The organism is uncultured Sunxiuqinia sp., assembly GCF_947495665.1.
GTDB classification, from domain to species: Bacteria; Bacteroidota; Bacteroidia; order Bacteroidales; family Prolixibacteraceae; genus Sunxiuqinia; species Sunxiuqinia rutila.
On record NZ_CANLZV010000005.1, the window covers coordinates 18,592 to 38,139 of the forward strand.

At 47.3% G+C, this 19,548-nt stretch carries 14 protein-coding genes; 6 read left to right on the forward strand and 8 right to left on the reverse strand.

Annotation, left to right across the window (positions count from 1 at the left end; genetic code table 11):
* Nucleotides 1–2: 2 nt before the first annotated feature.
* From pstC to Q1A18_RS07805, 3 genes are all read right to left on the reverse strand, one after another.
* Entirely contained in the window at nt 3–854 is an 852-nt protein-coding gene (gene pstC / locus Q1A18_RS07795; protein WP_299578380.1) for a phosphate ABC transporter permease subunit PstC, read from the reverse strand.
* 66 nt (nt 855–920) lie between these two features.
* Nucleotides 921–1,985, reverse strand: a complete 1,065-nt coding sequence (gene pstS / locus Q1A18_RS07800; protein WP_299578381.1) for a phosphate ABC transporter substrate-binding protein PstS — start codon at nt 1,983–1,985, stop codon at nt 921–923.
* A 19-nt stretch (nt 1,986–2,004) separates the two neighbouring features.
* The gene (locus Q1A18_RS07805) at nt 2,005–2,988 is read right to left on the reverse strand and encodes a hypothetical protein (protein ID WP_299578382.1); all 984 of its coding nucleotides are present in this window, start codon (nt 2,986–2,988) and stop codon (nt 2,005–2,007) included.
* Between the two features lie 528 nt (nt 2,989–3,516).
* Between Q1A18_RS07805 and Q1A18_RS07810 the strand changes: the two genes are divergently transcribed.
* Nucleotides 3,517–5,976, forward strand: a complete 2,460-nt coding sequence (locus tag Q1A18_RS07810; RefSeq protein WP_299578383.1) for a TonB-dependent receptor — start codon at nt 3,517–3,519, stop codon at nt 5,974–5,976.
* A gap of 78 nt (nt 5,977–6,054) precedes the next feature.
* On the opposite strand, the gene metK is transcribed toward Q1A18_RS07810, so the two are convergent.
* On the reverse strand, nt 6,055–7,308 hold the full coding sequence (metK, locus tag Q1A18_RS07815) for a methionine adenosyltransferase (protein ID WP_299578384.1): 1,254 nt from the start codon (nt 7,306–7,308) through the stop codon (nt 6,055–6,057).
* A gap of 517 nt (nt 7,309–7,825) precedes the next feature.
* On the reverse strand, nt 7,826–8,098 hold the full coding sequence (locus tag Q1A18_RS07820) for a DUF493 family protein (protein WP_299578385.1): 273 nt from the start codon (nt 8,096–8,098) through the stop codon (nt 7,826–7,828).
* 235 nt (nt 8,099–8,333) lie between these two features.
* Here Q1A18_RS07820 and Q1A18_RS07825 point away from each other — a divergent pair, with 235 nt between their 5' ends.
* From Q1A18_RS07825 to Q1A18_RS07840, 4 genes are all read left to right on the forward strand, one after another.
* On the forward strand, nt 8,334–9,305 hold the full coding sequence (locus Q1A18_RS07825; protein ID WP_299578386.1) for an NAD(P)-dependent alcohol dehydrogenase: 972 nt from the start codon (nt 8,334–8,336) through the stop codon (nt 9,303–9,305).
* 136 nt (nt 9,306–9,441) lie between these two features.
* Entirely contained in the window at nt 9,442–12,072 is a 2,631-nt protein-coding gene (locus Q1A18_RS07830) for a glycosyl hydrolase (RefSeq protein ID WP_299578387.1), read from the forward strand.
* 284 nt (nt 12,073–12,356) lie between these two features.
* Nucleotides 12,357–14,288 carry a tetratricopeptide repeat-containing sensor histidine kinase gene (locus Q1A18_RS07835; protein WP_299578388.1) on the forward strand — a complete coding sequence of 644 codons (1,932 nt, stop codon included), beginning with the start codon at nt 12,357–12,359 and terminating at the stop codon, nt 14,286–14,288.
* Nucleotides 14,289–14,403: 115 nt separating this feature from the next.
* Nucleotides 14,404–14,787: a lipocalin family protein gene (locus Q1A18_RS07840; RefSeq protein ID WP_299578389.1), complete on the forward strand. Its 384-nt coding sequence runs from the start codon at nt 14,404–14,406 to the stop codon at nt 14,785–14,787.
* Nucleotides 14,788–14,803: 16 nt separating this feature from the next.
* Here Q1A18_RS07840 and Q1A18_RS07845 read toward each other — a convergent pair whose 3' ends face one another.
* The gene (locus Q1A18_RS07845) at nt 14,804–15,805 is read right to left on the reverse strand and encodes a glycosyltransferase family 2 protein (RefSeq protein ID WP_299578390.1); all 1,002 of its coding nucleotides are present in this window, start codon (nt 15,803–15,805) and stop codon (nt 14,804–14,806) included.
* A 9-nt stretch (nt 15,806–15,814) separates the two neighbouring features.
* Nucleotides 15,815–16,732 carry a gliding motility-associated ABC transporter ATP-binding subunit GldA gene (gldA, locus tag Q1A18_RS07850; RefSeq protein ID WP_299578391.1) on the reverse strand — a complete coding sequence of 306 codons (918 nt, stop codon included), beginning with the start codon at nt 16,730–16,732 and terminating at the stop codon, nt 15,815–15,817.
* A gap of 304 nt (nt 16,733–17,036) precedes the next feature.
* Here gldA and ispG point away from each other — a divergent pair, with 304 nt between their 5' ends.
* Complete coding sequence (ispG, locus tag Q1A18_RS07855) at nt 17,037–18,899, forward strand: (E)-4-hydroxy-3-methylbut-2-enyl-diphosphate synthase (protein ID WP_299578392.1); 1,863 nt, start codon at nt 17,037–17,039, stop codon at nt 18,897–18,899.
* Here the strand turns inward: ispG and Q1A18_RS07860 are convergent.
* Complete coding sequence (locus Q1A18_RS07860) at nt 18,896–19,525, reverse strand: HAD family phosphatase (protein ID WP_299578393.1); 630 nt, start codon at nt 19,523–19,525, stop codon at nt 18,896–18,898. The genes ispG and Q1A18_RS07860 overlap by 4 nt on opposite strands.
* Between the last annotated feature and the right edge of the window lie 23 nt (nt 19,526–19,548).

Genomic DNA, 19,548 nt, shown 5'->3' on the forward strand with positions numbered 1-19,548 from the left:
AATTAGTTCATCTTTTTAATTATCAACTTACCCACAGCATTGATGATACCGGTGATCAAAAACAAGAGCAGACCAATGGCAATCAACGAACTCAACTTCAGCCCGTCGGCTTCGCCAAACTGGTTGGCAATCACACTGGCCATGGTGTTTCCGGTGTCAAAAAAGCTGGACGGAACCACATTGGTGTTTCCAACAAGCATGGTAACGGCCATAGTTTCTCCCAGTGCACGCCCAAATGCCAGAATGTAGCCGGCAACAATCCCCGACCGGGCATTCGGAATCGTCACCGTAGCGATGACTTCGAGCCGGGTAGCCCCCAGCGAATAGGCTGCTTCCTTCAAATCGTTGGGTACCATGCTGATGATTTCATTACTCAGCGAAGTGGCATAGGGAATAATCATAATGGCCAGAATCAAGCTGGCCGTAAAAATTCCGAATCCTCGTCCGCCAAAACCCAGCTCAATCAAAGCTGGCCGCAACACATAGAAGCCCCACAATCCGTATACGATTGACGGGATTCCCGCCAATAAATCCACGAGAATACCTAAGATGCGCGCCACACGTGTTCCCCGAAAGTATTCACCCAGAAAAAGAGAGGTGGAAAAAGACAAGGGTAAACACAGCAACAAGGCTGCAAAAGAGGTCATCAGGGTTCCAACAATGAAAGGTAAGGCACCATATTCTTCCCGTCCTTCCGTAGGGTTCCACTCACCGGAAAATATAAACTGCCAGCCAAAGGCTTTGAATGCCGGTACAGCACCACCAACCAAGGAGTAAACCATACCTGCCGCCAGCATCAGAATGAGAATGGATACGGAGAATAAAACGGCTTTGGTGATTTTATCACTGTTCATCGACTAAGAGTTTACTCCATTAATCATCGGATGATTTCAGGGTCATCCGATGACTAAACCATTTAACTATTTTAAAAGTGTTTCACCGCCGTAAGTGACCCCGCGAAGGATCGCTTTGGCTTTCTGCACAGCTGCCTGCGGAAGCGGCGCATAGTTAACCCGGGCGGCCTGTCCCTGCGCTTCTTCGCCTACCAGCCAATCCAGGAATTCAACCGTAGCCTGGGCCTGTGCTTTGGAGCGGCCATCATACGACTGGTCTTTATACAGAATAATCCAGGTAAATCCGCTGATGGGGTACGAATCCGGATCGGATGAGTTAGTCAACATCACCCGGGTGTCAGCCGGAATTTCGCCCTGTGCTGCTGCACTGATGCTTTCAATGCTTGGCAAAATGTAGGCGCCACTGCTGTTCTGCACTTTGGCTGTTTGTATTTTCTGGGCAAAGGCAAACTCAGAACCGATATAGCCAATGGAGCCTTCGGTTTGGCTAATGGTACCGGCAACACCGGGGTTCCCTTTAGCACCCATACCAACCGGCCATTTCAACGATTTACCTGTTCCTACAGCATCGGCCCATTTCTGGCTCACTTTACTCATGTAGTCGCTAAAAATATGGGTTGTACCACTACCGTCTGAACGGTGTACAAAGGTGATTTCCAGGTCTGGAAAGTTCACATCCGGGTTGTTGGCTTTTAAAGCCGGATCGTTCCAGTTGGTAATCTCACCCATGAAGATTTTCTCCAGCAGTTGATCTGAAAGCTTCAGCTCGTCCACTCCGGGCAGGTTATAAGCAATTACTACGGCCCCAATACAAGTTGGAATGTGGACTACTTCACCCGGCATTTCGCCTAATTTACCATCTTCCAGGTAGGCGTCAGTGGCTCCAAAATCCACCACTTTATCTTTCAAACTACGGATACCTCCGCCTGAACCAATACCTCCGTAAGTGACCAGCACATCGGTTGCTTTGGTGTAGTTTTTAAATACCAGGTTGTAGTATGGTAGTGGGAAGGTTGCTCCAGCGGCAGTCAGACTAACGCTTTCGTTACCTGAATCATTGGTTTTCTTACTTGAATTTTGGCATGCACTAAACAAGACAAGTGCCAAAACAAAGGATACAATTACTTTCATGACTAAAATCAATTATAGATTAGAATTTGATCTCACAATTCAAAAAGACTGATGCACTAAAATCTTTGTTGCTGTCCGCCGGGCTCCATCCCTGGAAGTTAGGCGACAGTTTTACACCTTTAACCGGAGCAAACTCCAGTCCGGCCAGATACAGCTGACCATCCTTGCTCAGGTTCCAGTCGTTGGCAGCTCCATCCACAGTGTTGGAATAAAGCTGATCATAGCGGGCAAACACCTTAATTTTAGAGGCGGCTTTCCAGGTTCCGTAGAACGAAACACCATTTAAATCCTGGCCATCTTTAAAACCGGCATTAAACTGGTGGTTGTATTCGGCATTGACCGAAAACTTGTCGGCGGCATAACCAATAAAGGTGGCCAGCGACGACTGGGTATTTTCTTTGGAAATAAAATCGTAGTAAACCCGTCCGGTCAGCTTTTTAGTCGGGGTAAGTGTCACCCCAAAGCCTGTACGGAAGGTGCTGTCGGCCTGTACTTTCTTGTAGCCTTCACCATTGGCCACAATCACGTCGGCACTCAAAACATCCGAAAATTGGTAAGCCAAACTAATTCCAAGGTCAGCGCTGGCGTTGTATTTGTGCTCATCCTGAAGCGATTTGTACAAATACCGGTAGCCCCAGGCATTTTCCTGTACTTTAAACTGGGTTGTTGCAATCATCCCGAAATTTGCTGTGAAGTTTCCGGTATGGTATTTCAGGTAAGCGTTCTTCACGAAAGCAGTCATTTCCAGTCCGCCAACACCGGGATCGGCAACATCTAAAACAATTGCGCCAGACAATTCCCGGCTAAACTGGTGTTGGTAGCCCAGGTAAACCCGGGTCAGTTCAAAGGTGGAAGCAGATTCACCATCCGAAAATGTACTGTGATAATTACTGTAAATCCGCATAACTGGTTTTCCACTTGGTTTAAATTCATTGGTTGTTTGGGCCTGGCCCAAGGCGATCATGCTCAACATGACCATTACTAATACGCCAATACGTTTCATATACTTAAGATTGAATTTTTCAAATTCCTTTAACAGAATTCACTGACAAATGAAGACCTAAAACATTACAGGTCCGTTAATGAAATATTACAATTCGATTAAATTCGTCATTAAGAATTGGTAACACCTCTCAAGAAACACACCTACCCCCCTAACAGCCTAATACTTGCAAATTGTTGCAAAAAGATTACAAATCAAACTTTTTTCGACCAACAGATTACAAAGGCTGAAATCTGCTCCTCTTCCAGACCTCCCATCAAGGAAGCTCTGCGCTTCACCCCAACACACATCTGCAGATGCAGCAACCTACACCATTCAAAAATAATAAAAGCAGAAATAACACTTCAGGTATTTTATGCAAAACACAATCAGCCAGGCAATTTCCGACATCGCATTCAGACGGGCACAGAAATCCAAAACTATTTTTAGATTTGCATGTTTTTTTATCCAAGTGAAATGGTAGGATAAAAGCATGATGTTCTGTTGAACCTTGCTCCTCCTTCATTGCTAACTCAATTACAATCCATTATGATTTTACGAAATGTTCTCTTTTTTATTTGCTTGCTGCTGGCAGCAAATGCAACCGCTTCCAATGTTACCGGAAGGGTTATTGATTACGAGGCCAAAGAACCCATGGAATACGCCAGTGTGGCTTTGTATCAATCCGAAAACCAGGAGCTGGTGGCTGGCGGAATCACCGATGTATCGGGCAAGTTCACTTTCACTAAAATTAAAGCCGGAAGCTACTTTGTGCAGATTCAGTTTATGGGCTATGAGAAACAAGCATCCGAAGTATTCCGGATAAGTGCCGACAAACCGGTAGCGCTGGGCGATATTGCCCTGACTCCTTCACAGGTGCTGGTTGACGAGATTGCGGTAACCGGAACCAAAATACAAGCATTTAACAAGCTCGATAAGCAACTGTATAAAGCCGATCAGTTTGAGTCTGCTCAAGGCGGTTCGGCCATCGATGTCCTCAAGAATATGCCCTCCGTTTCGGTCAATGGGTTGGGTGAAATTTCCATGCGCGGCTCCTCCGGCTTTCTGCTCTTGGTTAATGGCAAGCCGGTATTGGCTGATCCGCAAAGCATGTTAAGTCAACTGCCGGCCAACACTATCGAAAATGTCGAACTGATCACCTCTCCGTCAGCCAAATACGATCCGGATGGCAAGGGTGGAATCATCAACATCACCACCAAAAAAGGAAGCAGCGACCATACCGGGCTTAGTATCAACCTTAAAGGAGGCCTGCCCAGCACCACTACCTTTGGCAACGAAGATCAACCTGTTCGTTATGCGGCCGATGCCAGTTTCAGCTACCAAAAGGATAAGTGGGACATCACCCTTAGCGGAAATTACGCCCGCGACGATCTGGCCGGCTTTCGCGATGGCTATGTCCGGATTACCAATCCGGAGAATGGCACCATCAATCATTTTCCGAGTGCCGGAGAACGTAGTTTTTACCGCTACAACTACATGGGGCGGGCATCTGTCAGCTACGCTGCCGATGAAAACAATGTGATCTCACTGGGTGTGTACAGCGGCAAACGCTACCAGGAACGCGATGCCAACATCTTTTACAAGAACTCGCAAACCGATTTGCAGGATAACTTCATCTACCATTTCAACTACTACAACCCCAACAAGCAGATCAAGCAAGGAACCTTTACCCTGGGGAACCTGGACTACACCCACACTTTTGCCAATCAGTCCCACCTGACGCTTTCGGGCCTGTATGAATACGATGATTTGTATGGCAACACCCACAACTACAACCTGAGCAGACAGGGAGGCGAAGTGTTGCAATACGTCCAGAATCCGTACGAGAAACCCATTAAAGGCTACCGCCTGAAAGCCGACTACCGCCTGCCCGTGGCCAGTGGCATGCTGGAAACCGGTTACCAGTTTCGCAACGACCGCCAAGATGGGGTATTCGACTACCTGGTGACTCCCTTTGATCCGAACCAACCCGGCCTGGATCAATTTAGCGGAACAGCCGTTTCAAAAAACCGGATCAATTCGGCCTACGTCCAGTATTCGGCACAAAGAGACCGTTTGGAATATTCGGCGGGCTTGCGTTACGAGTATTCAAGCCGTACCGTTGTTTTATCGACCGATCCCAACCCACACAAGCTGAAACTGTCCAACCTGTTTCCCTCGATCAGTGCGCTTTATGCATTAGATAACGACTGGAAAGTGAAAGGAGCTTACAGCCGTCGGATTCAGCGATCGTCCAACAACCAGCTCAACCCAATTCCGGAGCGTGAGCACTCCGAAACCCTGGAAATTGGTGATCCGGATCTGCGTCCGGAGTTGATCAATTCCTTCGAGCTGGGGCTGATTAAAACCTTTGACAAAGGTTCCCTGTTTACCACAGCTTATTACCGCTCAAGCAAAGATCCGGTGCAACGGGTTAACAGCGTATATGCCGACACCATCCTGAACCGGGTGTATACCAATGTTGAAAAAGCAACCGCCTTGGGCCTTGAACTGGGTGTAAATGTGCAGCCCGTCAGTTGGTGGAATTTTTACCTGGGAACCACGATTTACAAGCAGAAATACGAGGGTGACCTGGTCATTCTGGGTGAGCCGGTTCGGATTGATCCAAAAGACGATTGGGTATATTCCATCAATGCAAACACCAACTTTACACTGGCTCCCACCTGGAGCCTGGATGCCAATGTGAATTACCTTTCGGTGCGCCCAACAGCACAAGGCGAAGATTCCCGTTTTTTAAGCCCCAACCTCAGCCTGAAAAAGAGTTTATTCAACAACCGGATGACCGCCAGCGTGCAATGGCAAAACATTGACCTGGGCATGCATGAAAGCAACCGGCAGCGCATCACTACCTGGGGCAAAGACTTCTATACCACCACCAATTACATTTATGAAACAGATATGATTTTGGTGAACCTCAGCTTCAACCTGAACAAGAAAAACATCAACAGCAAACTCCCCAAAAGTGAGTTTGGCGAAAAAGAGTTTTAGCAACTGCGGAGGATTTATAACCAATAAAGCCCGGAGATTAATCTCCGGGCTTTATTTTTTTATTGTATGCTGTTCGACCTATAGATCAAAGGCTGCTTTGATGGTATCGACATAGTCGAGTTTTTCCCAGGTAAACAGTTCCACTTTCTTCTCAACCTTACCGAAATAAGGGGAATCAAAGGTTTTGGTAACCACAGCAGGCGTACGCCCCATGTGTCCGTAGGCCGCTGTTTCGCGGTAAATCGGGTTACGAAGCTTCAGGCGCTCTTCGATGGCTGCCGGACGCAGGTCGAAAATCTCCTGTACCTTTTTGGCAATTTGTCCGTCATCCAGCTTCACGTTGGCTTTTCCGTAGGTATCGATAAACAAACCTACCGGCTGAGCCACACCAATTGCGTAAGCCAGCTGAACCAACACCTCATCGGTCACGCCAGCGGCCACCAGGTTTTTGGCAATGTGACGGGCTGCATAAGCCGCCGAACGGTCTACTTTGGAAGGGTCTTTCCCGGAGAAAGCACCACCACCATGAGCTCCTTTTCCACCATAGGTATCCACAATAATTTTACGGCCGGTCAAGCCGGTATCGCCATGAGGTCCGCCAATCACAAACTTTCCGGTTGGGTTTACATGGTAGATAATATCGCTGCCAAACAAGGCTTTCACGCGCTCAGGAAGTTGAGCAATCACCCGTGGCATTAAAATCGTAATGACATCTTCCTTGATTTTCGCCAACATGGGCTCATCGGCATCAAACTCATCGTGCTGCGTTGAAACCACAATGGTATCAACACGTTTCGGGCTATGATCATCGTTGTATTCAATGGTTACCTGCGACTTGGAATCCGGACGCAAGTAGGTCATTTCCTTTCCTTCGCGACGAATAACCGCCAGTTCCATCAAAATACGGTGCGATAATTCAAGAGGAAGCGGCATGTAGTCATCGGTTTCCTTGCTGGCATAGCCAAACATCATTCCCTGGTCGCCGGCGCCCTGATCCATTTTATCGGTTTTATCCACCCCGCGGTTGATGTCGGGACTTTGTTCATGAATCGCCGTCAATACGCCGCAGGAGTCCCCATCGAAGCGGTAAGCGGCTTTGGTGTAGCCAATCTCGTTAATCACCTTACGGGCAGCTTCCTGCACATCTACGTAAGTTTTCGATTTTACCTCGCCGGCCAATACCACCTGTCCGGTTGTTACCAGAGTTTCAATCGCCACTTTAGAGTTGGGGTCAAAAGCCAGAAACTCATCCAGCAAGGCATCTGAAATCTGATCAGAAACTTTATCCGGATGCCCCTCGGATACTGATTCGCTTGTAAATAAATAACTCATATCGAAGTATATTAAATGAACAACTTTGCCTGACACAAACTCATTGCGTCAGTCTAAAATCAGCGGTAAAAAAGGAGATTGAATGGAAATCCAAAAGGTAAAGCCGATTGCTTTAGCATTTTTTTAGTGTGGTTGCAATCAATCTCAAATCTTTCCACAATGATGGCACAAATGTACAATCTTTTTTTGGGATACAAAACAATCAGAATCAGAGCATCAGCAAAAAGTTAAGCGAAGTAGTTGATGGCCTAAAACGAAAGAAAAAGCATATTATTCAGGGAGTAACCGGTTCGCCTAAAAATTTCAAGCAAAAGTTATTCCCTCAGCAAACTCATTTCTCGGGAAAGTTAATCCACAAAAACCACTGCTTCGAATTATCAATCGTCGCATTTTAAAAGATTTTCCCGACATACTTGGGTTGATCCACGGTATCCTTGCCAGACACTGGATCTAAACTCACGACAACCTCAAAATCAGAAAAATACCATGCATCTTCACACGAAATTTAAATGGTAATTTACAGGACGATCACGCCTTCAATTTGCCCAACCTTCTCAGTTACCTCTACAATCTCATCCGCATTTTGCATGGTCGCCACGCAGGTAATGGCCACATGCGCAAGGTTGGAAGTATGTTTGTAGGAAATTTTGCCATGTTCAGGCAACAAGGCCTTAATTTGCTCCACATTGCCATCTTTGTTTGGGGTAATGAACTTAAACATGTATTCCAACGGCCAGGTTTCGCTCTCCATCAACCGATACCGCAAATTTTTATATTTATCTCGCTCCATAATAATCTCCTTCCTAAGGTGCAACGCATCTGCTGCGCTTTTTGTTTGTCCCTTCAAACCTGAATAACTGCCAACCTCTGGCTTCAACATAAGCTACCGGGACGAATCACATCTCGCGGCAACCTTTTATTGTCGAAAACGTTAGCTACTTAAAAGCAACAAACTTAACGACAAACTGACTGGTGAAAGCCAGGCTCCGGGAAATTCGCCAAAGAAAATCTAAAAAATGGAAAAAATGAAAGCCATAGCTTATAAAAGATACGGGGGACCGGAAGTGCTGGAACTCGTAGAGGTAGAAAAGCCAAGCCCAAAAACCCATGAGGTGCTCGTAAAAATACAGGCCACTACCGTAACAACCACCGAATGCTACTTCCGCCAAGGCAAACCATTTATGACCCGGCTGTTCACCGGACTTGTGAAACCCAAAATCAACCGGCTGGGAGAAGAGCTGGCAGGTGAAATTGAAGCCGTAGGGCAAGAGGTTCAACGCTTTAAAAAGGGCGATCTGGTATTTGGAACAGCAGGACCCGAATTTGGAGCCAATGCCGAATACATTTGCCTCCCCGAGGAAGGGGTTCTGGCCCCAAAGCCGGCCGGGATTAGTCCGGAAGAAGCCGCTGCCAGCGTGGATGGCTTTTTAACGGCTCTACCCTTTCTCCGCGATACCGGCAAAATCAAACCAGGCCAACGCGTGCTGATTTACGGAGCTTCCGGAAGTGTTGGTTCTTCGGCCGTTCAGTTGGCCAAGTACTTCGGCGCAGAAGTAACAGCTGTTTGCAGCAGCACCAATATTGAGTTGGTTAAATCGCTTGGAGCAGACAAGGCCATTGACTATTCTGCAGAAGATTTTACGCAAAACGGGCAAACTTACGATATCATACTGGATGCGGTGGGAAAAATCCGCTTTCCTCAAGTTAAGAAAGTACTGAGTCCGAACGGTACCTTTCTGGAAGTGGCTATTGGTCTGGGCGTTCTTCCAAACGTGCTATGGACTTCGCTCGTTGGAAAACAAAAAGTGAAGATTGCCGCCACAGGCTTGCGCCCTCCAAAAGAAAGAGCCAAAGACCTGCTTCTGCTGAAAGAACTGCTGGAAACCGGCCAAGTAAAACCAGTCATTGACCGGACTTACGCGCTGGAGCAAATTGCTCAGGCGCACACCTATGTCGACCAGGGACATAAAAAAGGCAATGTGGCCATTGTTGTTTAGCCCCAAGCCCGGCAAGCCTCCCCGCTGCTATACTTGCTTTCGCCCCCAATTGTGTGGAAGAAATAAAAGCTCTTCAGGAATTCATCCTTCACAAAAACTTTGTAAACTTACTGTGCCAAATATTTAATCCAACACGATGCACACTCTTCTTTCACGGTTTCTGCAAACACTGGTTTTCCTATGTCTTGTCACTTCCGGCTCAGCTCAGCAAGTCTCCTGGCCCACACCAACCCGCGAATCAAAACCATGGACACGCTGGTGGTGGATGGGCAACGCGGTTGACCAGGAAAACATCACACGCGAGTTGCAGGAAATGGCCCGAGCAGGAATTGGTGGGGTTGAAATAACCCCCATCTATGGGGTCCAAGGCGAAGATCAGCGGTTTATTGAATTCCTTTCGCCCGAATTTTCAGACCTGATTCGCTACACCGTCAACCAAGCCCACGGTTTGGGAATGGGTGTGGACCTTCCTCCCGGAAGTGGCTGGCGCTGCGGAGGTCCGTTTGTTCCGGAAGAAAAAGGCTTGTGGTCGTTGGAAATACAGCAAACGGAACTGCGTGAAGGTGAAAAGTGGCAAGCACCAAACAAGCTATCCGGTCGGTTGGCTGCCGCTTCTTTTGTCAATTCCAAAGGAGAAACAACGGTACTGAATACTGCCGGGCAATTTACCGCACCTCAAAACGGCACCGTTTACCTGGCACTACGCCAGAAGAATAAAGACAAGGTAAAACGCCCCTCACAAGGAGGTGAAGGTTGGGCGATTGATACTTTTGACCAAACAATTTCGAACTGGTATTTCAATGAATTCTGGAACAAACTGGGGATTGACGAAGGTTTGCTTCGTTGCTTTTTTCACGATTCGTTTGAATATACCGGTGACTTTACCCCCCATTTCACCGAGGAATTCCGCAAGCGAAGAGGTTACGACCTGGCACAATACCTGCATGTGCTGACCGACGACTATCCCGACAAAGAGCTGGTTGCCCGTGTCAAATCAGATTACCGGCAAACGCTGTCCGACTTGGTGCTGGAGTCCTTTATCCAACCCATGACTGCCTGGGCCAACAGCCATCAAAGTATGAACCGCAACCAGGCACACGGTTCGCCCGGAAACATTCTGGATTTGTATGCTGCCTGCGACATTCCCGAAACAGAGATTTTCAAAACAATTGAGCCGGGTACGGTCCGTATTTTTGTCAATAAATTTGCGTCTTCAGCCGCCCATGTTACCGGTCAAAAGCTGGTTTCAGCAGAAAGCTTCACTTGGCTCAATGAGCACTGGACAGTAAATACTTCAGACATGGTGCGGGCAACCAACCGACTTTTTCTGGCAGGCGTAAACCACCTGTTTTTTCATGGCACCTGCTATTCGCCGGCTGATGCCCCATGGCCCGGATGGTTATTCTATGCCTCTACCCAGGTGAACAACCGCAACCCCTTGTGGCGTGAGCTTCCTGCCTTGTTTCAATACATCGAACGTTCTCAGAGCCTGCTTCAGCAAGCCAGTCCGCAAAACGACCTGCTGGTGTATTGGCCTTATTTTGACGTGGCAGCCAGCGAAGGACGGCTTTTCAACAACCTGAACATTGATAAAGGTGATCAGGCCTCCTGGTTTAGCGACTTTCCACTGGCCGGGCTTTCCGAAAAACTGACCAAGGCCGGATACAGTTTCGACTACATCTCCGACAAGCAATTGCTAAACTGCCGGATTCAGGAGGGTGAAATCGCTACGGAAGGAAAAGCCCGGTATAAGGCCGTGGTAGTTCCCAAAACGGCTTATATGCCTTTGGCAACCATGCAGCAACTGGTGCAGTTGGTGGCAAGTGGTGCAAAGGTATTTTTTGATGAAAGCTTGCCGAAAAGTGTTCCCGGCCTGGCCAACCTTCACGAGCGGGAACAGCAACTGATGAAACTTCAGTTAAGCCTGTCTCCCGAAAAAACGACTGGGAAAGTACTGGAACTACTTGCAGGTTCCGGGATTCGGGGAGAAGTTTCGCTGACCGAAAACGGATTTTATTATCGCAAAATGAAGCTGGGCCATGATGATTTGTATTGGATTGTCAATTCCACAACCGATCAGAAAGACGCCTGGCTTAGCTTGAATGCTTCAGCCCGATCCTATGTTTTTATGAATCCGATGAACGGCGAAATTACGCTCGCCGGGCAAAAAGGAGATTCGGTCCGGATTCAACTCGAATCAGAGCAGGCACTGTTTATCCTCTGCTCCAGGAACAAGGCAAAGGCACCGGATTATCGCTACGAAAATTCCGACCAAATGCCCCATGAAGCTGGTTCGCTCTGGAAAGTTGAGTTCATTGAGGGCGGCCCCGTATTCCCCGGCAACCTGCAAACCGACGAGCTGCTGTCGTGGACTAAAATGGGTGACATGGAAACCCGTCGTTTTGCCGGAACAGTGCGCTACACCACCCTATTTAACCGCGACCAAACCGAAAAAGAGGCTTTGCTGGACTTGGGACTTGTGAAAGATTGTGCCCGGGTAATCCTTAATGGCAAAGACTTTGGAACTTTGCTAGGCCCAGTGTACAAGGTGAAAGTAGACAACCTGGTGCCCGGGAAAAACATCCTGCAGGTTGAAGTGACCAACGTGGCTGCAAACCGCATCCGCGACTTAGACCGCCGGGGAATTGTCTGGCGTAAGTTTCATGACATCAATTTTGTAAACATCAACTACCAGCCCTTTGACGCTTCTTCCTGGGAAATCAAGGATGCCGGCTTATTAGGCCCAGTGTTCTTAAAAGCGTTTTAGGAGCCATTCTCCAGGCTCAAAAATGCCCTCAGATTGATGAAGTGACAGACATTTACAGGGAAGAATCACGTCTTTTTTATTTTGATTTAAATCAATCTTAACCGAGAACTATTTTAGCCGATAAATAGTTATATTAGCCTGGTCAGAGATTATGATTTACACTGTTTTGAGAATATACATTGATGCTTATACCAACTAATACGCGCCTGCTTTTTTTTGCTGTTTTTTTCCTAACTCTTTACACTGGGTTAGCGCATAGCTCCCATCAGGAAAACTTGAATGACTTGTTAGCAGATACACAGGGAGATTCGGCCAAAGCAGAACTTTTAAAGAAGTTGGCGCAGTCTTCGTTGGAAAAAAACAAATCCGTATACTTCTACACCTCAGCCCTGGAGTTTGAGAAAGACTCTTTCCAACGCGCATTCATACTGGATAAAATTGGGGTTTTCAACTGGCAACTGGGCAACTTTCAGGAAGCCATTAATTATTTCAACCAATCCCATGCCCTCTTTACCGAGCTGAATGACAGCCTGTGGCTGGGGAAGGTACTTAACAACATCGCCGTCGTCAATTGGGGCATGGGCAACAGCATCGATGCACTCAGGCATTACCAGAAAGCACTTACCATCCGCGAAGCCATCAATGACACGAATGGCGTCTCCAAAGTGATGAACAACATGGGCCTGGTTTACCAGGAATGGGGCTTGTACGACAAAGCTTACGAACTTCACTACCAGGCACTGGAACAAGCCAGGCAGATAAAGAGCATGAGTTCGGTGGCTTATTCGTATGCCAACATTGGCAATTGCTACGAGAAAATGAATGAGCTGGACAAGGCGCTAAAAAATTACACCCAAGCACTGGATATTCTTACGGAAAAGGAGGACGACAATCCTTCCTATTCGTTTGTATCGGTCAATATTGCGAATGTCTACAGCAAAATGAACCAGCTGGATTCGGCTCAGTATCATTACCGTCAGGCGGTGAAATACGGCATTCAAATGAACAACCTCAACCGGATTGCCATTGCTGAACATCACTTGGGACACAATTTTTTGCACCTTAACCAGCTGGATTCGGCCCGGTACTATACGCAAAAAAGCCTGAAGCTTTCGCAAGAAAAAAACTACGCCGGATTGATTCGCGACAACCTTTTTGTTTTAGCTGAAATGGCCGAAAAAGAAGGACAGACGACTAATGCCCTGAAGTATTACAAACAAGCATCAGCCCTGAAGGACAGTCTTTTTAGTGCAGAAGAACTCACGAAGTTTAATGACCTTCAGGTCAAGTATTTCACCGAACAACAGGAAAAGGAAAACCAGATTTTAAGGACAAACAATGAGCTTCAGCGGGTAACCATCCGGCAACAAAAAATGGTCAGTCACATTCTCATTACCGGTGGTGTGCTGGTCTTGCTGATTTTAGTTGTTGTAGCCCGAAGTCGCATATCCTTGAAAAAGCTGAGTGTGCGTCTTGAAAAGTCGGAAGCCGAATTGCGAAAAGTAAATGCCGATAAAGACAAGTTTTTCACCATCATTGCACACGACCTGAAAAGCCCTTTCAATGGATTTTTGGGAACCACCGATCTGCTAGTCAATAATTTTGACGACCTACCCCCCGGTACCATCAAGAAGTTCCTGGTAGCCCTAAAAGATTCTTCTTCCAACCTGTATGCCTTGTTGGAAAGTTTACTGCAATGGGCACAAGTTCAAACGGAAACCATGCAATACCAGTTTGAAAAGATTGATGTGCATGAAATTGGAATGAATGTAAGTCAGCTACTTGAAAGCAACGCTGCCCAGAAAGAAATCAGCCTGGTCCGTAAAATCCAGAAAGACACCCTGGCTTATGGCGACGAAAAATCCGTTTCCAGTGTTCTTCGGAACCTGGTTTCCAACGCCATCAAGTACACCAACCCGGGAGGTGAGGTGGTGATCGAAACCGTGAAAAAAGCAAACTACATTGAAATTTCAGTGTCAGACAACGGTATCGGTATGAATAAACAAACCCGCGACAAACTCTTCGACATCACCCAGATGATTTCCCAACACGGCACCCAAAGCGAACAGGGAACGGGCTTGGGACTTATCCTTAGCAAAGAGTTTATTACAAAGAACAAGGGACAAATCTGGCTTGAAAGCGAACCCGGAAAAGGCAGTAAGTTCACCTTTACTTTGCCGGTATCCAATCACCAGAACGAGAATACGCCAAGCTAAGGGCTGAAGCCAGCACGTTGCATAAACAAGTTTTTCTTCCAACCATCGCTTTTCCAATCGGTGAAAAATTAATTCCGCCTATTACCTTTGCCTGTCAACTAAAAATAAGAAAGCCATGAACACACACATCGAAAACAGTTCCCCACAAATCCGTGCCGGACTCGGTATTCTGGCAGCAGCAGTCCTACTTTTACTTTCAGCATGCAGCAATCCCAAAGATCAGCTCATTGGATCGTGGACACAATCCATTCCCGGACAGGAACCCAAAGTACAAGGATTTGAATTGAAGGAAGATGGCAAGGCTTCATCGATTAACATGAGCACCTTACAATACAAAAGCTGGAGCAATACCGACACACAGCTCATACTCTCAGGAAAAAGCATTGGCAACGGAGTAAGCTTCGATTTCACCGACACCCTGTTAATTCAGAAAATTACAGCCGACTCACTCATTTTAAAAAGGGGACAAGGACAATGGAGCTACACACGCCAGCAATAAGGTTCAAGCAGCTCCGCTAGGCCATCAGCAGAAAATCGGAACCTGCCTGGTAGTTGCGCTCCAGCAGGAAGTTGGTTATTTTTTCGCGGGCACCACGATTGCCCACCATCGACAGGATAAACTGCTGCCCCGGAGCTGGAATATCCACATACGAGCGACAGGCTTTTTCTGTGGTTTTACCGGCTTTCAAGTCGTAGTAGCCCGAAATCGTCAGGCCCTGCTCTTCCAGCAACCGGGCCCGTTGCCGCGCTTTGCGTCCGGCACCCCACACCCACAATTCCCTTTGCGGATGCGTACGCACAAACCAACGGGCAAAATAGTACGCCTTGGTTTTGTAAAACGCCTCAGCACTATAGCGATCATCGGTACGGGTTAAACGGGTTTCCGAATCATGCCACTCGTGCAGCATTTCGGGCAGTTGGTAAAACCGGACACCGGCATCCAACCAACGTAGGAACAACTCATAATCTTCCGGAAAATCCCCCTCCCGGTAGTTCCCGTGCTTTCCAACCAGTTCGGCCCGAAACATCACCGTGGGCTGAATAATTGGAATCTCCACCAGCCGGTTCTGAAAAATGGCGTCAGAGGCGTGAAAGGAATTAACCCAGTTGACAAATCGCTCCAGTCCCTTTGATGGCAAGGGGGAAACATGCTTCACCTGGCAGCCCACCAAGCCTATATGCGGATGCTGCTGTAAAAACTGAAATTGCTTTTCCAGGCGTTCGGACAGCGACACATCATCAGCATCCATTCGGGCAATAAATGCTCCCCGGGCCTCCTGCATGCCTCGGTTCATGGCAAACACAACCCCCTGCTGATTTTCCTGAATGACTCGGACACGTGCATCAGTCTGAGCAAATTCGCGGCCAATTTCGCCACCGCGGTCGGTCGAATTATTATCTACCAGCAACAACTCAAAATCCGTGAATGTCTGATTCAAAATAGAGGTAACAGCACGATTTAGGGTATTTTCGGCCTGATAAAAAGGTAGGACAACGGAAACAGCACAAAAACTCATAGGCAGAAACTAACGGGTTGTGCGGGTTAATTCCCGGAAAACATCTTCCAGGCCAGCCTGTTTTTCATTCATGGTCAAAATAACCAATCCGTGCTCAACGGCAAAGTGAAAGATGGACGGACGCAAATCTCGCTCATCCGAAGCGGTCAACAACGCAACATTCTCGGAAACAACTTGCAGGCTGTCTACGCCCGGAAGCTGCTTCCAGCTTGCTTCATTCACCGGGGTGGAAAGTTCGACCAGCACCTGCTGCCGACTCAGTAGTTGACCCGACTTGACCAGATCGACCGAGCCATCGGTCACCAAATTTCCCCGGTTGATGATGATCACCCGGTTGCAGATGGCTTCCACTTCCTGCATGATGTGAGAAGAAAAAAGCACGGTCTTCTCCCGACTGATCGTGCGAATCAGGCTTCGTATTTCATCCAACTGGTTGGGATCAAGTCCGGTGGTTGGCTCGTCCAAAATCAACACCGAAGGATCGTGAATCAGTGCTTGGGCCAGCCCCACCCGTTGGCGATAACCTTTCGACAGCTGCCGTATTTTTTTGTGCTGCTCCAGGCCCAAACCGGTCATTTCAATCACTTCAGCAATCTTTTGCTTTTTATTTTGAAGCTGATAAAAACCGGCAGCAAACCCCAAAAATTCTTTGACATATAAGTCCGTATACAACGGATTGTGCTCGGGCAAATAGCCAATTTCCCGTCGCAAGGCATAGTTCTCTGGAGTCATCTGCTCACCATTCAGCAGCACCTCTCCTGAATCGGCCGCCAAATAACCGGTCATAATTTTCATCAAGGTAGATTTTCCAGCACCATTAGGCCCCAGAAAACCAACCAACTCTCCTTCTTCAAACTGAAAGCTTACTTCGTCCAGCGCTTTTTGAACTCCATAAGTTTTGCATATCTTGTCAACTTTTACCGGCATGACTTCAAACTTAGTTTTCTCAAAAGTACGTGATTTCGGGCAAAACAGAAAGTTGAGCAAGTCACGAAGAATTAAGTTTAACCTAATACCTGACTGCAAAAAAATGCCTTTCTTTCGGACGTTAAAAATCGGTTCGTCAAATGGGAAAAAAGGCGTTCTTCAAACGCGAATAACACTAGTGATTTTCAGTCAGAAAACACTCCTCCAGAATTCTTTTCACTGAGCGCAGGAATTTCGGCTTGGGGATTTTTTATTTCTTAACTTTAAATTAACTTTGTGGCGCTCAAAAAATGCATGGCTGAAGATGAAAGATCGGAATTTTAATTATATCAAAGATTTAACAAAATACCAGCGCCAATCAACGTCTACCGTTACGATTGGGAAAGTGCCAATGGGAAGTGATTTCCTGATTCGCATTCAATCGATGACTGACACCGACTCGCGGGATACCGATGCAACTGTTGAACAGATCATCCGGATTATCAAGGCTGGTGCTGACTATGTGCGGGTAACCGTCAAAGGGATCAATGATGCGGAAAACCTCAAAAACATTAAGAAGGAGCTGGTAGCCCGAGGCTATGAAACACCGCTTATCGCGGACATTCATTTTAACCCGCGCCTGGCAGAAGTGGCAGCCAAGTACATTTCAAAAATCCGGATTAACCCCGGAAATTTCTACGACAAACGTGCTCGTTTTGAGCATCATTTATACACCGATGCGGAATACAAAGCCGAGCTGAGTAAAATTGAAGAGCAATTTATTCCGTTCCTTGAAATGTTGAAAAAAACCAACACGGCTTTGCGCATTGGAGCCAACCAGGGCTCTCTTTCTGACCGGATTATGAGCCGTTTTGGAGACACCCCGGCCGGAATTTCCGAATCGGTCATGGAATTTCTGCGCATCTGCAAAAAAGTAGATTACAACAACGTAGTCATCTCCATCAAGTCGAGCAACACCCGGATGATGGTGTACACGGTTCGGCTTCTGAATAAAAAAATGCGCCTGGAGGATATGAAATTTCCGCTTCACTTGGGCGTTACTGAAGCAGGCGAAGGCGAAGACGCCCGCATCAAGTCCGCCGTTGGCATTGGCGCCTTGCTGGTTGACGGAATTGGCGATACCATTCGGGTTTCGCTCACCGAATCGCCGGAAGCTGAAATTCCGGTGGCTCAAAAAATTATCAATCATGTGACCTCCTATCAAGGTCACGCCCCTATAAAAGCGCCTCTTTTTGCGCAAACCAACCCATTTGAATACGAACGTCGATCGGTACGTCCGGTGATGAATATGGGCGATAAGCAAGTTCCGGTGGTCGTCGCTGACTTGCGCGACCGTAGCATGGCCGAAATTCTTCCACTGCGCGGCAAACAAATACCGGAGTACTTCCTGAAAAATGATGAAGTGCTGGATCTGGAAGGAAACGCATACCCCATTCTTTCGATTGATGAGTACCTGTTTGGTGGCTCACACTGGGGACAGATGAAGTTTATCCGCACCAACAAGCCGGAGTTTGACCGTTTCATGGCCGAGAACCCAGAGATTATCACCAAGCTGAAACAAACCCGTAAAACGGTTCTTATTCTGGAAAGCTTTAACAAAAACCCGCTGGCCGAGTTGCGCGCGTTCTTTATGAATCTGGAAACGCACATCTGGAAAGTACCGGTAATCATCTACCGCCGCTACAACGAACAAAGCCTGGATGACCTTCAAATTAAAGCTTCGGTGGATTTGGGTGGCTTATTGCTGGATGGTTATGGCGATGGTCTGTGCATCACCAATGACGGCGACAACATCACCTTTACCGACCTGAAAAACCTAAGTTTTTCCATTTTGCAGGCCAGCCGCATGCGGGTAACTAAAACCGAGTTTATCTCGTGCCCCGGCTGTGGTCGTACTCTTTTCGACCTGCATGAAACCACCAAGAACATCAAGGCGCATTTCAAGCACCTGAGCCACCTGAAGATTGGCGTAATGGGTTGCGTGGTGAATGGGCCCGGCGAAATGGGCGATGTGGATTACGGCTTTGTAGGAGCCGGACCAGGCAAAGTAAACCTCTACAAGGGACAAACCCTTAAGAAGCGACACATTCCCTTTGAAAATGCCGTTTATGAACTGGAAACACTCATTCGCGACAGTGGCGACTGGAACGATCCGGAAGAGAACTAGTTCCGTCCAAAAAGTGCCTGCAGGTTTTGTTCCATTGTCAGGTGAACAGCATGCATGCCTGCTTTTTCTGCCCCAAGGGTATTTTCCTTCGAATCGTCGATGAATAATGTCTCCTGCGGATTTAGCCCGGCATGGTTGAGTACCGTCTGGAAAGATTCCACACTTGGCTTCCGCTGATTCAGCACATGCGAGTAGTAATCATTCTCGAACAAGTCTGATATTGGAAAGCCAAACCGCTGCTGAAACAGCGTCTGAAAATGATTCAGATGAATGTTATTGGTATTGGAAAACAGGTAAAGTTTGTAGCTCTTTTTCAGCTCATGAAGCAAGTTAATGCGGTCGTCTGAGAAGTCAATGATCATGGCGCACCAGGCTTTATCGATCGCTTCATCACTGGCAGGCTCCGGCAACAATTCCCGAATACCATTCCGAAACTGCTCGTCCGATAGCAAGCCTTTTTCCATTTGCAGGAAAACCTCGTGCTGATAGCCCCAGCCACCATGGTTAATGGCATTCGTCAATCCCAGCGACTCAAAGGCTTTGATGGACCGCTGCGCGTCGATATGCAGCAATACGCCGCCTAAATCAAAGATGATATTATTTACTTCTTGAGGAATCTTATTCATGCCGGCAAAATTAAGGATTGTTT

Excerpts from the sequence above, each read along its gene's own strand:
- pstC (WP_299578380.1), bottom strand. The coding sequence starts at position 854 with ATGAACAGTGATAAAATCACCAAAGCCGTTTTATTCTCCGTATCCATT.
- pstS (WP_299578381.1), bottom strand. The coding sequence starts at position 1,985 with ATGAAAGTAATTGTATCCTTTGTTTTGGCACTTGTCTTGTTTAGTGCA.
- Q1A18_RS07805 (WP_299578382.1), bottom strand. The coding sequence starts at position 2,988 with ATGAAACGTATTGGCGTATTAGTAATGGTCATGTTGAGCATGATCGCC.
- Q1A18_RS07810 (WP_299578383.1), top strand. The coding sequence starts at position 3,517 with ATGATTTTACGAAATGTTCTCTTTTTTATTTGCTTGCTGCTGGCAGCA.
- metK (WP_299578384.1), bottom strand. The coding sequence starts at position 7,308 with ATGAGTTATTTATTTACAAGCGAATCAGTATCCGAGGGGCATCCGGAT.
- Q1A18_RS07820 (WP_299578385.1), bottom strand. The coding sequence starts at position 8,098 with ATGGAGCGAGATAAATATAAAAATTTGCGGTATCGGTTGATGGAGAGC.
- Q1A18_RS07825 (WP_299578386.1), top strand. The coding sequence starts at position 8,334 with ATGAAAGCCATAGCTTATAAAAGATACGGGGGACCGGAAGTGCTGGAA.
- Q1A18_RS07830 (WP_299578387.1), top strand. The coding sequence starts at position 9,442 with ATGCACACTCTTCTTTCACGGTTTCTGCAAACACTGGTTTTCCTATGT.
- Q1A18_RS07840 (WP_299578389.1), top strand. The coding sequence starts at position 14,404 with ATGAACACACACATCGAAAACAGTTCCCCACAAATCCGTGCCGGACTC.
- Q1A18_RS07845 (WP_299578390.1), bottom strand. The coding sequence starts at position 15,805 with ATGAGTTTTTGTGCTGTTTCCGTTGTCCTACCTTTTTATCAGGCCGAA.
- gldA (WP_299578391.1), bottom strand. The coding sequence starts at position 16,732 with ATGCCGGTAAAAGTTGACAAGATATGCAAAACTTATGGAGTTCAAAAA.
- ispG (WP_299578392.1), top strand. The coding sequence starts at position 17,037 with ATGAAAGATCGGAATTTTAATTATATCAAAGATTTAACAAAATACCAG.
- Q1A18_RS07860 (WP_299578393.1), bottom strand. The coding sequence starts at position 19,525 with ATGAATAAGATTCCTCAAGAAGTAAATAATATCATCTTTGATTTAGGC.